This is a genomic window from Streptomyces sp. NPDC036813 (assembly GCF_055609245.1).
The window spans coordinates 214,061-229,269 of record NZ_JBVJPV010000006.1 but is presented as its reverse complement, the minus strand read 5'-3'; the positions used below and the strand labels follow the sequence as shown (position 1 = coordinate 229,269).

Here is a 15,209-nt window from a genome sequence, read left to right as displayed (position 1 = left end):
GCGTGCGGCTGCATAGCGTGAGGGACGCAGCCCGGCGCACCGCTCGGGCCTCGCAATCCACCCGACACCACCAGGGGGCACACCCATGTCCAGGACGACACTGCGGCAGCTCAACGGCTTCGACGACACGCCCGCGAAGCTCGCCGACTCCACGCTCATCCTGATCGACTTCCAGAACACCTACACGCGGGGCGTGATGGAGCTGGACGGCTGGGAGGCGTCCCTCGACGCCGCAGAGCAGCTGCTCGCGCGTGCCCGTGCCGCGGGTACGAAGGTCGTGCATGTCGTCAACGACGGCGGCGAGGGCACGCCGTACGACATCCGGGCCGAGATCGGCGGGATCCACCCCCGCATCGCACCCGTGGACGGTGAGGCCGTCGTCGTCAAGCAGGTCCCGAACGCGTTCCACGGCACCGACCTGGGCACGCACGTCACCGACGGCCAGGACGTCATCCTGGCCGGCTGGATGACGCACATGTGCGTGGCGTTCACCGCCGAGGGCGCCTTCCTGCGTGGCAACCGCCCGACGGTCGTCGCCGACGCCACCGCCACCCGCTCCCTGCCGGTCGCCGGCACCGACCTGGACGCCGGGCAGGTGCATTACGCGGCCCTCGCCACCATCGCCGACCTCTACGGTGTCGTCGTCACCTCGCAGAAGGAGATCGTCTGAAGCGCAGCGCCGTAAGCGAGCGTGGCCCCGCGGCGCCCCTCGCGCAACGCCCTACGGCGCAGCTCGCCCGGCTCAGTCGACGCCCGGCATTTCATTCGCGCAGGCGGGAGTTGAGCCGGGCGGCCTGGCGGGTGAGGTGGTCGCGTTCCGCGAGGTTGGGTGCGTTGCGGGCCGCCTCTGCGTACAGCCGCGCCGCTGTCGCGAGGTCGCCGTCGCGCTCGTGGAGGTGGGCCGCGACCGCGGCGTGGCGGGGCAGCGCGGGGTCCAGTTCGGCGAGCGCCGCCAGGCCCGCGCGGGGTCCGTCGGCCTCGCCGACGGCGACGGCGCGGTTGAGGCGCACCAGCGGGCTGTCCGTCAGCCGCACCAGCTCGTCGTACCACTCGACGATCTGCACCCAGTCGGTCTCCTCGGCGGTGGGCGCGTCGGCGTGCAGCGCGGCGATGGCGGCCTGGGCCTGGAACTCGCCCAGCCGGTCGCGCGCGAGCGCCGCCTGCAGGATCGCCACGCCCTCGGCGATCGACGCGGTGTCCCAGCGGGCCCGGTCCTGCTCGGCGAGCGGGACCAGGCTGCCGTCGGGCGCGATCCGCGCGGCGCGCCGGGCGTGGTGCAGCAGCATGAGGGCGAGCAGGCCGGCCACCTCGGGGTGGTCGACATGGGCCGCGAGCTGCCGGGTGAGCCGGATCGCCTCGGCGGCCAGGTCGACGTCACCGGAGTAGCCCTCGTTGAAGACCAGATACAGGACCCGCAGCACGGTGGCCACGTCGCCGGGCTGGTCGAACCGCACCCCCGACACGGTCCGCTTCGCGCGGCTGATCCGCTGCGCCATGGTCGCCTCCGGCACCAGGTAGGCCTGGGCGATCTGACGAGTGGTCAGGCCCCCGACGGCGCGCAGGGTGAGCGCGACGGCGGACGCGGGAGTCAGCGACGGGTGGGCGCACAGGAAGTAGAGCTGGAGCGTGTCGTCCACCGCCGGCGCCGGCCCGGGCGCCGGCTCGCCGTCGACGACGTCCTCACGCCGGCGGCGGGCGGCGTCCGAGCGGGCCGCGTCCAGGAACTTGCGCCAGGCCACGGTGACCAGCCAGCCCTTCGCGTCCCGCGGAGGGTCGGCGGGCCAGACGCGGACCGCCTCGACCAGGGCTTCCTGGACGGCGTCCTCGGCCGCCGCGAATTCGGCTCCGCGGCGGACGAGGACGGCGAGCACGCTCGGGGTGAGGCTGCGCAGCAAGGACTCGTTCATCCGTGCGGGCACTCCGGGACGGTGGGGGGCGCCGCCAGGAACGGGCGCAACTCCAGCCACTCGTGGATCGGCTTGCCCCCGGCGCCGGGCGCGGCGGACAGTTCCCCGGCCAGCTCGACAGCGCGGTCGTAGCTGTCGACGTCGATCACCATCCAGCCGGCGATGAGGTCCTTGGTCTCGGCGAACGGGCCGTCGGTGACCGGCGGGCGTCCCTCACCGTCGTAGCGGACCCAGGCACCCTCGGGGGCGAGCGCCTGGCCGTCGACGAACTCGCCCGTCTTCTCCAGCCGCGCCGCGAAGTCCTGCATGTACTGGATGTGGGCGGAGACCTCCTGCGGGGTCCACTGATCCATCGGTGCGCAGTTCACCGGTTCCGGGGCGCCGCGGTAGTGCTTCAGCAGCAGGTACTTGGCCATCGTCCGTCTCCTTGGTGCGGGTGCGACCCATTGTGGTCGCGTTCACCCCGGGGACGGAGCACGTCACGGGTTCTCGACATCACCGCCGGGAATTTTCTCAGCGATTTTCCGGACCCGGAATCTGCATCGGAATGGCATCGGACTCTGCATCGGTAAATCCGATCGCCTTCCCCGGAAACATCTGTTGGACAGCTTTTCGGGCGGCCCACAGGATGTTCCGTGCGGTAGCACAGTCAACGCGACACCGGGATGGGCTACCGCCTGAGTGGAGGCTGACATGCCGAGTGAAGTAACCGAAGTAGTCGTCGTCGGGGCCGGTCAGGCCGGCGTGGCGATGAGCGAGCACCTGGGAGCCCATGGCATAGCGCACATGGTCCTGGAACGGCACCGGGTCGCCGAGCGGTGGCGCTCGGAGCGGTGGGACTCCCTGGTCGCGAACGGACCCGCGTGGCACGACCGCTTCCCGGGCCTGGAATTCCCCGACGTCGACCCCGACGGGTTCGCCTCGAAGGAGCAGGTCGCGGACTACCTGGCCGCGTACGCCGAGAAGATCGCTGCCCCGGTCCGGTGCGGCGTCGAGGTGACCTCGGTGCGCCGGCACACCGGCCGGCCCGGCTTCCGCGTCGAGACCTCCGAGGGCGTCGTCGAGGCGCGGTTCGTCGTGGCCGCGACCGGACCGTTCCAGCGGCCGGTGATCCCGCCCGTCGTTCCGGACGGCGCCGTCCCCGTGCAACTGCACTCCAGCGGGTACCGCAACCCGGAGCAGCTGCCCGAGGGAGCGGTCCTGGTGGTCGGAGCCGGATCCTCGGGCGTGCAGATCGCCGACGAACTGCGCCGCTCCGGTCGACGGGTCCTCCTCTCCGTAGGACCCCACGACCGTCCTCCCCGCCGGTACCGCGGACGGGACTTCTGCTGGTGGCTCGGCGTGCTCGGGATCTGGGACGCGGAGACGCCTCCCCAGGGGGCCGAGCACGTCACCATCGCGGTCAGCGGCGCCCGCGGCGGCCACACCGTGGACTTCCGCGCCCTGGCCGCCTGCGGTGTCGAACTCGTCGGCATGACCGCTTCGTACGACAACGGCGTCCTGCGCTTCGCGCCGGATCTCGCCACGAACATCGCGGACGGCGACGCCAAGTACCTCGCCTTCCTGAAGGCGGCCGACGCGTACGTCGAGCGCAACGGGCTCGACTTCCCCGAGGAGCCCCAAGCCCACCGCCTCGGGCCGGACCCCGACTGCGTGAGCACACCACGTCTGGAACTCGACCTGGCCGCAGCCGGCGTCACCTCGATCGTCTGGGCGACGGGTTTCGCCACCGACCACGGCTGGCTCCAGGTCGACGCTTTCGACGACAAGGGCCGGCCCAGTCACCGGCGGGGCGTGTCCCGCGAGCCCGGCGTCTACTTCCTGGGCCTGCCCTGGCTGTCCCGTCGCGGGTCGAGCTTCCTGTGGGGCGTGTGGCACGACGCCCGGTACATCGCCGACCACATCACCATCCAGCGGGGCTACCTCGCATACGGCACCACCGAACGGTCCGGCGCCGCGCCGGCGACCGCCGGGAACTGAGGAGGAGACGATGACGTCCACGAGCGAGGGCCGCACGGTGAACGCCCCGATCGTCGCCGGCGGGCACACCCGCATCCGTCCGTTCAACACCCGCGACACCTATCCCGAGCAGAGTCTGGACAACGACCTCTGCCAGGCCGTCGTCGCCGGCGACACCGTGTACGTGCGGGGGCAGATCGGCCAGGACCTCGACACCAGCGAGTCCGTGGGCATCGGCGACGCCGAGGCGCAGGCCGAGCGGGCCATGGCCAACATCAAGATGCTGCTCGAGGAAGCGGGCAGCCGGATGGAGCACCTGGTCAAGCTGACCGTCTACCTGATCGACCCGCGCTACCGCGAGGCGGTGTACCGCACCGTGGGCCGCTGGACCAAGGGCGTGCACCCCATCTCCACCGGCCTGGTCGTCTCCGCCCTCGCCCGCCCGGAGTGGCTGTGCGAGATCGACGCCGTCGCCGTGATCCCCGAGGAGGACCGGGCATGACCCTCTCCCTGGTGGTACGCGACGGTGACCGGTTCGGTGTCGTGGTGAGCTCGTCCAGCCCGGCGGTCGCCGCCCGCGTCGCCCATCTGCGGCCCGGGGTGGGCGCCGCCGCGTCGCAGAACGTCACCGACCCCACCCTCGGCGCGCGCCTGCTCGACGGGCTGGCCGGCCACGGCGACGCCGAGCGTGCCCTGGCCGACGTCACCGGCGCGCCGGACACCGCGAAGACCATCGAGTACCGTCAGCTGACCGTCCTGGGCCGCACCGGCCCCGGATTCGCCCACAGCGGCGCGCGAACGCTCGGCACGCACGCCTCGGTCACCGCCGACGGCGCGGTGGCGGCCGGCAACATGCTCTCCGGCGCGCACATCCCCGGCGTCCTCCTGGACGCGTACGCCTCGGCCACCGGTGAGCTGGAGGAGCGGCTGCTCACCGCGCTCAGGGCCGCCGTCGCGGCCGGCGGCGAGGAGGGGCCGGTGCACTCCGCCGGTCTGGCGGTCGTCGCGGACGTGGACTGGCGGGTGACCGACCTGCGGGTGGACTGGGCCGACGATCCCGTGGAGCGGCTCGCCGAACTCGTCGCGGTCTGGCTGCCGCAGCGCGACGACTACGTGCGGCGCGGCCTCGACCCGGCCTCCGCACCTTCGTACGGCGTCCCGGGCGACCTGTGATGAGCGGGCCGAAGGAGACAGCCGTGGGCGCGTCGCGGCAGACGGCCGCGGGTGTGCCGACGGAGACAGCCGCGGCCGCGCCGAAGAAGGTGGCCGTGGGCGCGCTGAAGGAGGCCGCCCGGCAGGCGGTCGGCCGGCACGCCGAGGAGCTGATCGGCCTGTCCGAGCGGCTGCACGCCGACCCGGAGACCGCCTGGGAGGAACACCGCGCCGCCGCCCGCGTGCCGGACCTGCTCGACCGCACCGGCTTCGACGTCACCTCGTCGTACCTGGGCCTGGACACGGCGTTCCACGCCCGGTTCGGCACCGGGCCCCTGCGGATCGCGCTGTGTGCGGAGTACGACGCGCTGCCCGGCCTCGGCCACGCGTGTGGGCACAACCTCATCGCGGCGTCCTCGGTCGGGGCCGCGCTCGGCCTGGCCGCCGTCGCCGACGACGCCGGCCTGACCGTGGAGGTCTACGGCACGCCGGCCGAGGAGGGCGGCGGCGGCAAGATCGAGTTGCTGGACCGGGGCGCGTTCGCCGGAGTGGACCTCGCGATGATGGTGCATCCGGCCCCGGTCGACGTCGCCGAGGCCCGCCCGTTCGCCGTCAGCCACTCCAGGATCTCCTACACCGGCAAGTCCGCGCACGCCGCGGCCTATCCGGAGGCCGGGGTCAACGCGGCCGACGCCTTCACCGTGGCCCAGGTCGCGATCGGCCTGCTGCGCCAGCAGCTGCCGGCCTCGGCCCGTGTGCACGGCGTGGTCACGCACGCGGGGGACGCGCCGAACGCCATCCCCGAACGTTCCACGGGGCGTTGGTACGTGCGCGCGGAGACCCTCGCCGAACTGGCCGAGCTGGAGCCCCGCGTCATGCGGGCCTTCGAGGCCGGTGCCCTCGCGACCGGCTGCGCGCTGGAGGTCGAACCGGAGAGCAAGCCGTACGCGGAGTTCCGCACGGACGACAGAGCCCTCGGGCACTATCGCGCCAACGCCCTTGCTCTGGGGCGGGAGTTCGCGCCGCCCGGCCAGGCCGCCCGGATGAACCGCGCCTCCACCGACATGGGCAACGTCTCCCAGGTGGTGCCGGCCATCCACCCCTACATCGGTATCGGTTCGCTGCCCGCGACCAATCACCAGCACGAGTTCGCCGCGTACTGCGTGGGCGGGCCGGCTCAACGGGCTCTGCTCGACGGGGCCATCGCGCTGGCCTGGTCCGGCGTGGACCGCGCCACGGCGGGCGGGGGAGGGGAGACGTGACGCGGGCAGCGGCTTGCCCGCCCGCGTGGACCGGCCGCGCAGCAGCTGCCGCCGTGATCCCCGACTTCCCACGACCCGAAGGACACCGATGTCCCTGACGACCGGCCCCCAGCGCCCCGCCCCGGCGGACCACGGGCACCGCGCCGAGCACGACATGCTCGGCGAGGTGGACGTGCCGGCGCACGCCTACTACGGCGCGCACACCGCCCGGGCGGTGGCCAACTTCCCCCTCACCGGGGAGACACTCGCCGCCCGGCCGCACCTGATCGCCGCCCTGGCGGCGGTGAAGCACGCCGCGGCCCGTGCCAACGCCGAGGTCGGTGCCCTGGACGGCACACGGGCGTCGGCGATCGCGGACGCCTGCGCCGAGATCGGCCGGGGCGCGCTGCGCGAGCAGTTCGTCGTCGACCTCATCCAGGGCGGTGCGGGCACCTCGACCAACATGAACGCCAACGAGGTCGTCGCCAACCGGGCCCTTGAGCTGCTGGGCCGGCACCGCGGGGAGTACACGGTCCTGCACCCCCTCGACCACGTCAACCTCGGGCAGAGCACCAACGACGTCTATCCGACCGCCCTGAAACTGGCACTGGACGCGCACATCGCCGAACTCCTCGTCGCGCTGGCCGGTTTGCGGGAGGCGTTCGCAGCGAAGGCCGCCGAGTTCGCCGACGTGCTGAAGATGGGCCGCACCCAGTTGCAGGACGCCGTACCCATGACGCTGGGCCAGGAGTTCGGGGCGTTCGCCGCGACCCTCGGCGAGGACGAGCGGCGGCTGGCGGAGGCCCGGCTGCTGCTGCACGAGCTGAACCTCGGCGGCACGGCGATCGGCACCGGCCTCAACGCCCGCCCCGGATACCGCGAGCGGGCGTTGGAGCACCTGCGCCGGCTGACCGGCATACCGACCCTGGTGTCCTCGCCCGACCTCATCGAGGCCACCCAGGACGTCGGCGTCTTCGTCCAGCTGTCGGGGGTGCTCAAGCGCATCGCCGTGAAGCTGTCGAAGATCTGCAACGACCTGCGCCTGCTGTCCTCGGGGCCGCAGGCCGGCCTCGGCGAGATCAACCTGCCCCCGTGCCAGGCCGGTTCGTCCATCATGCCGGGCAAGGTCAACCCGGTGATCCCCGAGGCGGTCAACCAGATCGCGTTCGAGGTCATCGGCAACGACGTGACCGTCACCCTCGCCGCCGAGGGCGGCCAGCTCCAGCTGAACGCCTTCGAGCCGGTCATCTACCGGTCCCTCAGCGCCGGCCTCGACCACCTCACCGCGGGGATCGGCGTCCTCACCGAGGCCTGCGTCCGCGGCATCACCGCCGACCGGAACCGGCTCGCCCGGACCGTCGCCGCCTCCACGGGCGTGGTCACCGCTCTCAGCCCGGCACTCGGCTACGAGACCGCCTGCGCCCTCGCGCTGGAGGCGCACCACACCGGCCGGCCCGCGCTGGACCTCGTCCGCGAGCGCGCGCTGCTCACCGAGGCGGAACTGCGCGACCTCACCAGCCCCGCCGCCCTGACCGGCCTGCCCGCGCACTGAGGGCGACCGCGCCGGCAGCCCCCGCTCGGCTCCGGCTTCCCACCCCATCCCCAAGGAGGTGCGCATGCGCACCAGAAACATCGGCGTCCCGCCGACCGAGGCCGTGGTGGCCGCCGACGCGGTCGCCCTGCGCAGAAACGTCGCCGCCGGTGCCGTCGGCGTGTTCGTGCACTGGTTCGACTGGGCCGCCTACGCCTATCTCGCCGGCACCGTCGCCACGGTGTTCTTCCCGGCCGAGAACAGCACGACGGGGTTGCTCGCCGTCTTCGGCGTGTTCGCCGTGTCGTTCGGCATCCGGCCGATCGGGGCCCTGGTGCTCGGGCCGCTCGGCGACCGGATCGGCCGCAAGCGCACCCTGTCCCTGGTCATCTTCCTGATGTCCGGCGCGACCCTGACGATCGGACTGCTGCCCGGCTACGCCTCGATCGGCACCGCCGCCCCGGTGCTCCTGGTCGTCCTGCGCCTGATCCAGGGCTTCGCCGCGGGCGGCGAATTCGGCAGCGCGGCGAGCTTCCTCGCCGAGAGCGCGCCCCGGCGCCGTCGCGGATTCGGCGTCAGCTGGCTGGAGGTCGGCTCCCTGCTGGGCTTCCTCGCCGGTTCGTTCGCCTTCCTGCTGCTGTCCACCGGACTCGACGACGCCCAGCTGACGTCCTGGGGCTGGCGCATCCCCTTCCTCGTCGCCGCGCCGCTCGGCGTCATCGGCTACGTCATCCGCAACAGGATCGAGGACACGCCCGAGTACCGGATGCTCGAAGCGGGCGGCTCGATCCCGCGCAGCCCCGCACGAGAGCTGCTGCGCTCCCACAAACGGCAACTGCTCCAGGCGGCGGGCCTGATGGCGGCGATGCATGTGCCCTTCTACGCCGTGCTCACCTACCTCGTCACCTACGAGACCGACCACCTGGGCCACTCCGCCGACAGCGCCGCCCTCCTGTCCACGGTGATCTCGCTGCTCGGACTGGTCCTCGTGCCCGTGTTCGGTCTGCTGTCCGACCGGGTGGGGCGCAAGCCGGTGTTCGTCGGCGCGACGGCGGCCCTCCTGGTCGGCTCCACCCCGGCCTTCTGGCTGATGCGCACCGGGCTCACCGGGACCTGGGTCGCGGGGCTGCTGCTCGGCGTGATCCTGGCGGCGATCCTCGGCACGTACGCGGTGTGGTCGGCGGAGATCTTCCCCACCCGCACCCGGCAGAGCGGTCTGTCCATCGCGTACAACCTCACCGCCGCGCTGTTCGCCGGCACGGTGCCGTACCTGATGACGGTGCTCATCTCCGCGACCGGCAGCACCCTGGTGCCCGGTCCGTACCTGATGGTGTTCGCCGCCGGCGGGCTCGTCGCCGCGCTGTCCCTGCGGGAGACCGCCGGGTCGGCCCTGCTGCGCCCCGAGGACGGGGCGGAGGGCACGGCCGGCGGCGAGGAGGTGCGGAAGGAGCCGGCCCCGCAGGACGTGCCCGGGGCGCCGTCCGCCCCCGGGACCGGCCGGCCCGGGGCGGGAGCCGCATAAGGTCGTCCCGGACACAGGTCACCGGCGCGAGGTTCACGTATGACGTCACCAGTGGGTTTCACGCTCGTTCAGCTGCGCTACTTCCTCGTCGCGGCCGAGCGGGGTTCGATGACGGAGGCGTCGGCGGAGCTGCACATCGCGCAGTCCGCCGTGTCCGCGGCCATCTACAACCTCGAGCGGGACCTGCACGTGCAGCTGTTCATCCGCCGGCGGGGCCGGGGCCTGACCCTCACCCCCGCCGGCGAGCGGCTGCAGCAGCAGGCGCGCGACCTGCTGGCCCGGGCCCGCGAGGTCGCACGGGAGGCCCGTGGCGACGGTGAGACGATCTCCGGCCCCGTGACCGTCGGCTGCTTCGTGACCCTGGCCCCCTACTATCTGCCGCCCCTGTTCAGCGAGTGCACCCGGCGTCATCCCGGCATCGAGATCGACGTGCTGGAAGCGGAGACGGACCAGCTCGTCGAGGCGCTGACAGCGGGACGCGTCGACTTCGCGCTCACCTACGACCTCGGCCTGTCCGCCCAGCCCGGCCTGCGGGGCGAGACCATCGCCCGGGCCCCGGCCTACGTCATCGTCGCCGCCGATCACCCGCTGGCCGGCCAGGACAGCGTGGAGCTGGCCGAACTGGCCGCGGAACCGCTCGTCCTGCTGGACCTCGCCCACAGCCGCGACTACTTCCGCTCGCTGGTGGCCGCCACCGGCACCGCGCCCGACGTCCGCTACCGCACCCGCAGCTACGAGACCGTGCGCTCCCTCGTGGCCCAGGGGCTCGGCTACTCGGTGCTCAACCAGCGGCCCGCGACCAGTCAGACCTACGGCGGCGGCGAGGTCGCCGAACTCCGGCTGCGGGACGGCGGCCCCCCGCTCGAGGTCAAGATCGCCTCGGTGGACGGCATGACCCAGACCGCCCGCGCCCGAGCGGTGATGGAGCTGCTGCGCGGGATCGCCGCCGCCTCGCCCACCGAGGCCTGAGCGCCGCACATCGCTGCCGTCCGACGAGCCGGCCCACCCTGTCTTGCAGGGTGGGCCGGTTCTTTGCTGTGCGCTTCAATCCCGGCGAGAAGTTTCTGCCCACGGCATTGACGAGTGGTTCCCCTATTGTTTGAATTTCAACTCAAAGAATGGTGTGGGCGTCCTCCCGGGAGCCCCCCACCCCTGCCGCGCCCCGCCGTTTCGAGGCGGCACCCCCCGAGACGGCCCGGAGTCACCTCCGAGCCGAACCCGGCACCGGTACGCCACGCCCGACGACGCAATCGAAGGCCACAGCATGCAGACATACGCCCACTGGCGGCAGCGCGCCGCCGACCTCGCGCCCCGCACGCGCCTGTTCATCGACGGAACGTGGACCGACCCCGCCGACGACCACTGGATCCCGACCGTCAACCCGGCGACCGGAAAGGTCACCGCCCAGGTGGCCGCCGGCTCCGCCGCCGACGTCGACCGTGCCGTCGCCGCCGCCCGTACCTCCTTCGAGGACGGCCGCTGGTCACGCACCGCACCGGCGGAGCGCAAGCGGGTCCTGGTCGCGCTGGCCCGCCTCATCGAGGAGCACGGCGAAGAACTCGCCCTCTGCGACACCCTCGACATGGGCAAGCCCATCGCGGAGTCGCACGGCACCGACGTGCCGGGCGCGGCCGGCGTCTTCGCCTGGTACGCGGAGGCCGTCGACAAGCTCTACGACGAGATCGCCCCGGCCCCGCCCGGCAACCTGGCCCTCGTGCGCCGCGCTCCGCTGGGCGTCGTCGGCGCCGTGGTGCCGTGGAACTTTCCGCTGGACATCGCGAGCTGGAAACTGGCGCCCGCCCTGGCGGCCGGCAACAGCGTCGTACTGAAGCCGGCCGAGCAGTCCCCGCTGTCGGCACTGCTGCTGGCCGAACTCGCCGCGCAGGCCGGTCTGCCGGACGGCGTGCTGAACGTCGTCCCCGGCCCGGGGGAGCGCACCGGGCGGGCGCTCGGTCTTCACCCGGACGTCGACACCCTGGTCTTCACCGGCTCCACCGCCGTGGCCAAGCGCTTCCTCGCCTACGCCGCCGAGTCGAACCTGAAGCAGGTCTGGCCCGAGGCCGGCGGCAAGAGCCCCAACCTGGTCTTCGCCGACGCCGACCTCGAGGCCGCCGCGGAACGCGCCGCGTGGGGCTTCGCCTACAACGCCGGGCAGGTGTGCTCGGCGAACACCCGCCTGCTCGTCGAGGCCTCCGTGGCCGAGGAGTTCACCGCCCGGGTCGCCGGGCACGCCCGCACCTGGCAGCCGGGCGACCCGCTCGACCCGGCCACCCGCCTCGGACCGCTCGTCGACGAGGCACAGGTGGCCCGCATCCTCGCCGCCCTCGCGTCATCGGACGGCACCCTCGTGTGCGGCGGCACCCGCCCCGAACGCGACGGCGCCTATCTCGACCCCACCGTCGTCACCGGCCTCGGCCCCGACGCACCGCTGTGGCGCGACGAACTGTTCGGCCCGGTGCTCACCGTGCTGCCCTTCCACGACGAGGCCGAGGCGGTACGCCTCGCCAACGACTGCGCCTACGCACTGGCCGCGTCCGTGTGGACCCGGGACCTCGCCCGCGCCCACCGCGTCGCCGACGCCCTCCACGCGGGCACCGTGTCCGTCAACACCGTCGACGCGCTCAGCCCGTCCACCCCCTTCGGCGGCTTCAAGCAGTCCGGTTACGGCCGCGACCTCTCCCTGCACTCCTTCGACAAGTACACGGGCCGCAAGACGACCTGGATCGCGCACGGCTGACCGCGCGGACCCGACGGCCCCACCACCCACCACCGCAGCAAAGGACGCACCACCCATGACCCTCGACGCCGCAGACCTCGTCCGCCTGGACCGCGCGCACATCATCCACCCCTACCTGCCGGGCAGCGCCACCGAACGCGTCGTCATGACCTCCGGCTCCGGCTGCCGCCTCACCGACACCGAGGGCCGCAGCTACCTCGACGCCACCGGCGGCCTCTGGCTCGCCCAGGTCGGCCACGGCCGCACCGAACTGGCCGACGTGGCCCACGAGCAGATGAAGCAGCTGGAGTACTTCACCAGCTTCTGGGAGTTCTCCAACGAGCGGGCGATCGAACTCGCCGCGCGCCTGGCCTCCCTCGCCCCCGACCCGCTGAACCACGTCTACTTCACGTCCGGCGGCTCCGAGGGCAACGAGGCGGCCATCAAGATGGCCCGCTACCACCACCACCGGCGCGGCGAGAGCAGCCGCACCTGGATCCTCGCGCGCAGCAAGGCCTACCACGGCATCGGCTACGGCGGCGGCTCGGCCACCGGCTTCCCCGTCTACCACGAGGGCTTCGCGCCGATGATGCCGCACGTCTCCCACCTCACGCCCCCGTGGCCGTACCGCTCCGAGCTGTACGGCGACCAGCCCCTGAGCCCCGAACAGGTCACCGACTTCCTCGTCGGCGAACTTCAGGAGCGCATCGCGGAGATCGGCCCGCAGAACATCGCCGCGATGATCGGCGAGCCCATCATGGGCGTCGGCGGCATGCTCGTCCCGCCGGCCGACTACTGGCCCCGGGTGCGCGAGGTCCTCGACCGGCACGGCATCCTGCTGATCTTCGACGAGGTCGTCACCGCCTACGGCCGCGTCGGCGAGTGGTTCGCCGCCCAGTACTTCGGCGTCACCCCGGACATCATCGTCACCGCCAAGGGCATCACCTCCGGCTACGTCCCGCTCGGCGCGCTGCTCGTCGGCGACCACGTCGCCGAGGTCCTGCTGCGCGACCACGGCTTCCCCATGGGCTACACCTACAACGGCCACCCCGTCGCCACCGCGGTGGCCACCGCCAACCTGGACATCATCGAGAAGGAGGGCCTCCTCGCCCGCGCGACCAGCCTCGGCGCCGCCCTGCACGGCGAACTCCAGGTTCAGCTCGGCGACTTGCCGATCGTCGGCGAGATCCGCTCGGTCGGCATGATGCTCGCCGTCGAGCTGGTCGCCGACCGCGCCACCCGCGCCCCCCTGCCCCTGCGCCCCGACCGGATGCCGCACGACGTCATCCGCCGCGAGACCGGTGTCATCGTGCGCGACTCCGCGCATAGCCTGGTGCTCTCCCCACCGCTGATCATGACCGAGGCGGAGGCGAAGGAAGCGGCCTCCGCGCTGCGCAGCGTCCTGGAGCGCACCGAGCCGACCGGCGAGATCCGCGCCGCCTGACACCCGCGCTCCGAGGGCCCGGCCACGCCGGCCGGGCCCTCCGCACCCGGCACCATCCGACACGGACCCCGCACCGTAGCGGCGCTCCGCACGCGCCCCCCGCAGTCTCTTCCCTCCCCTCCTAGGAACTGCCCGTGTCCTCCAAGCTCTCCACGCCCCGTCCCCGCGCGTCCCAGCCCGCGGACGGCACCCTGCAACGCAGCCTCAAGCGCTTCGACATCACCGCCATGGCCATCGCCGCGGTCATCTCCTTCGACACCGTCGGGCAGATCGCCACCGGCGGCGGCGAGGCCGCCACCTGGACCGCGGTCATCGCCCTGCTCTTCCTCGTCCCCTACGCCCTGCTGTTCGCCGAGACCGGCGCCGCGTTCCCCCAGGAGGGCGGCCCGTACGTCTGGGTCAAGCTGGCCCTCGGCCGTCCGGCGGCCGCGCTGACGACCCTGATGTACTGGGTCACCAACCCCATCTGGCTGGGCGGTTCCCTGGTCTTCCTCGCCGCGCAGACCTGGGACGGCTTCGTCTTCCCCCTGGGCTCGGGCACGGTGGCCGACTACGCCTTCAAGCTGCTGTTCGTCTGGGCCGCCATCCTCACCGCCGTCGTCTCCCTGCGCCGCGGCAAGTGGATCACGACGGCGGGCGCGGCGACGAAGGTCCTCGCCCTCGCCGGGTTCACCCTCACGGCCCTCTTCTACGGCGTGCGGCACGGCTTCCACGGTCTGACCGGCACCGGCTTCGCGCCGACCACCGCCGGTTTCCTCGCCCTGGTGCCGATCCTGCTGTTCGCCTACGTCGGCTTCGAGGCGCCGAACGCCGCCGGTGAGGAGATGCACGACCCCCAGCGCGACGTGCCCGCCGCACTCGGCCGTTCCGCAGCCGTCGCCGCCTGCTGCTACCTGCTGCCCGTCCTCGCCCTTCTGGCGGTCGTGCCCGCCCGCCAGGTCACCGGCATCGGCGGCTTCATGGAAGGCGCCCGCCTCGTCTTCACCGTCTACGGCGCCGCCGCCGGCCCTCTGCTGAAGGCCACCGCCGTGATGTTCGTCTTCGCCCTCCTCACCCAGGGCAGCGCCTGGATGATCGTCAGCGACCGCATGCAGGCCATGGCAGCGGCCGACGGGGGCTTCTTCACCCGCGCCCTCGGCGCCTTCCATCCCCGGCTCGGCACACCGGTGCGCACCAACCTGCTCTCCGGAGCCGTGGCCACGCTGTTCATGCTCGCCGCGATGCGGTTCGCGGGCGGTGACGCGGCCGACGTGTTCGCCGTGGTCCTCACCGTCGCCGTCACCACTTTGCTGCTGTCCTACCTCGTCGTCGTCCCCGCGCTGGTGCTGCTCCGCGTCCGCCGGCCGGAGGTCCCGCGGCCCTACCGCGTCCCGTTCGGCGACCGCGGCTTCCTGCTCTGCGCGGCGGTCGTCTACGCATGGATCCTGATCGGTTCGTGGTCGGCTCTCTTCCCCGGCGTCCTCGAACAGCTCTTCGGCCTCGACTACGTCTTCCGCGACGTCTGGGGCGTCTCCCGCACCGCCTTCGAGGCATTCACCCTCGGCACCGTCGCCCTCCTGCTCGTCGTCGGCGTCATCGGCGTGGCGGTGGCCCGCCGCGCGGAAGCCTCACCTGCGACGACGCGCCCCTCCTGACGGGCCCGCCGGGACGGCCGGCCGCACCGCCCGAACAAGCGAACCCCTGACCACCCGAAGTGGAATGGCTACCCGCGCCCTGCGCGGGTAGCCGGACAGTCGA

At 72.8% G+C, this 15,209-nt stretch carries 13 protein-coding genes; 11 read left to right on the top strand and 2 right to left on the bottom strand.

Translation table 11 applies throughout. From position 1 onward, the window contains the following. The first annotated feature begins 85 nt into the window (after nt 1-85). Complete coding sequence (locus ACZ67Q_RS15460; protein WP_471181592.1) at nt 86-670, top strand: cysteine hydrolase family protein; 585 nt, start codon at nt 86-88, stop codon at nt 668-670. Between the two features lie 91 nt (nt 671-761). Here the strand turns inward: ACZ67Q_RS15460 and ACZ67Q_RS15455 are convergent, their stop codons facing one another. Together ACZ67Q_RS15455 and ACZ67Q_RS15450 are read right to left on the bottom strand one after the other, a co-directional pair. Beyond that, nucleotides 762-1,907: an RNA polymerase sigma factor gene (locus ACZ67Q_RS15455; protein WP_471181589.1), complete on the bottom strand. Its 1,146-nt coding sequence runs from the start codon at nt 1,905-1,907 to the stop codon at nt 762-764. Next, entirely contained in the window at nt 1,904-2,323 is a 420-nt protein-coding gene (locus tag ACZ67Q_RS15450) for a YciI family protein (RefSeq protein WP_471181587.1), read from the bottom strand. Before ACZ67Q_RS15450 ends, ACZ67Q_RS15455 begins: the two co-directional genes overlap by 4 nt. Nucleotides 2,324-2,600: 277 nt before the next feature. On the opposite strand from ACZ67Q_RS15450, the gene ACZ67Q_RS15445 reads away from it, so the two are divergent. From ACZ67Q_RS15445 to ACZ67Q_RS15400, 10 genes are all read left to right on the top strand, one after another. Then, a complete protein-coding gene (locus ACZ67Q_RS15445; RefSeq protein WP_471181584.1) occupies nt 2,601-3,887 on the top strand; it encodes a flavin-containing monooxygenase in 1,287 nt (428 codons plus the stop codon). Between the two features lie 10 nt (nt 3,888-3,897). After that, nucleotides 3,898-4,368 carry a RidA family protein gene (locus ACZ67Q_RS15440; protein ID WP_471181582.1) on the top strand — a complete coding sequence of 157 codons (471 nt, stop codon included), beginning with the start codon at nt 3,898-3,900 and terminating at the stop codon, nt 4,366-4,368. Beyond that, a complete protein-coding gene (locus ACZ67Q_RS15435) occupies nt 4,365-5,039 on the top strand; it encodes a DUF1028 domain-containing protein (protein WP_471181579.1) in 675 nt (224 codons plus the stop codon). Before ACZ67Q_RS15440 ends, ACZ67Q_RS15435 begins: the two co-directional genes overlap by 4 nt. Before the next feature lie 23 nt (nt 5,040-5,062). Beyond that, on the top strand, nt 5,063-6,280 hold the full coding sequence (locus tag ACZ67Q_RS15430; RefSeq protein WP_471181577.1) for a M20 family metallopeptidase: 1,218 nt from the start codon (nt 5,063-5,065) through the stop codon (nt 6,278-6,280). 88 nt (nt 6,281-6,368) lie between these two features. Then, nucleotides 6,369-7,811, top strand: a complete 1,443-nt coding sequence (locus ACZ67Q_RS15425; protein ID WP_471181575.1) for an aspartate ammonia-lyase — start codon at nt 6,369-6,371, stop codon at nt 7,809-7,811. Between the two features lie 64 nt (nt 7,812-7,875). Continuing rightward, complete coding sequence (locus ACZ67Q_RS15420; RefSeq protein WP_471181574.1) at nt 7,876-9,312, top strand: MFS transporter; 1,437 nt, start codon at nt 7,876-7,878, stop codon at nt 9,310-9,312. Nucleotides 9,313-9,351: 39 nt separating this feature from the next. Continuing rightward, nucleotides 9,352-10,281 (top strand): LysR substrate-binding domain-containing protein, encoded by a 930-nt coding sequence (locus ACZ67Q_RS15415; RefSeq protein WP_471181571.1) that lies wholly within the window; start codon nt 9,352-9,354, stop codon nt 10,279-10,281. 295 nt (nt 10,282-10,576) lie between these two features. Continuing rightward, on the top strand, nt 10,577-12,049 hold the full coding sequence (locus tag ACZ67Q_RS15410; protein WP_471181568.1) for an aldehyde dehydrogenase family protein: 1,473 nt from the start codon (nt 10,577-10,579) through the stop codon (nt 12,047-12,049). A gap of 55 nt (nt 12,050-12,104) precedes the next feature. Continuing rightward, the gene (locus ACZ67Q_RS15405; RefSeq protein ID WP_471181565.1) at nt 12,105-13,472 is read left to right on the top strand and encodes an aminotransferase family protein; all 1,368 of its coding nucleotides are present in this window, start codon (nt 12,105-12,107) and stop codon (nt 13,470-13,472) included. A 134-nt stretch (nt 13,473-13,606) separates the two neighbouring features. Beyond that, the gene (locus ACZ67Q_RS15400) at nt 13,607-15,106 is read left to right on the top strand and encodes an APC family permease (protein WP_471181564.1); all 1,500 of its coding nucleotides are present in this window, start codon (nt 13,607-13,609) and stop codon (nt 15,104-15,106) included. Nucleotides 15,107-15,209 lie beyond the last annotated feature (103 nt).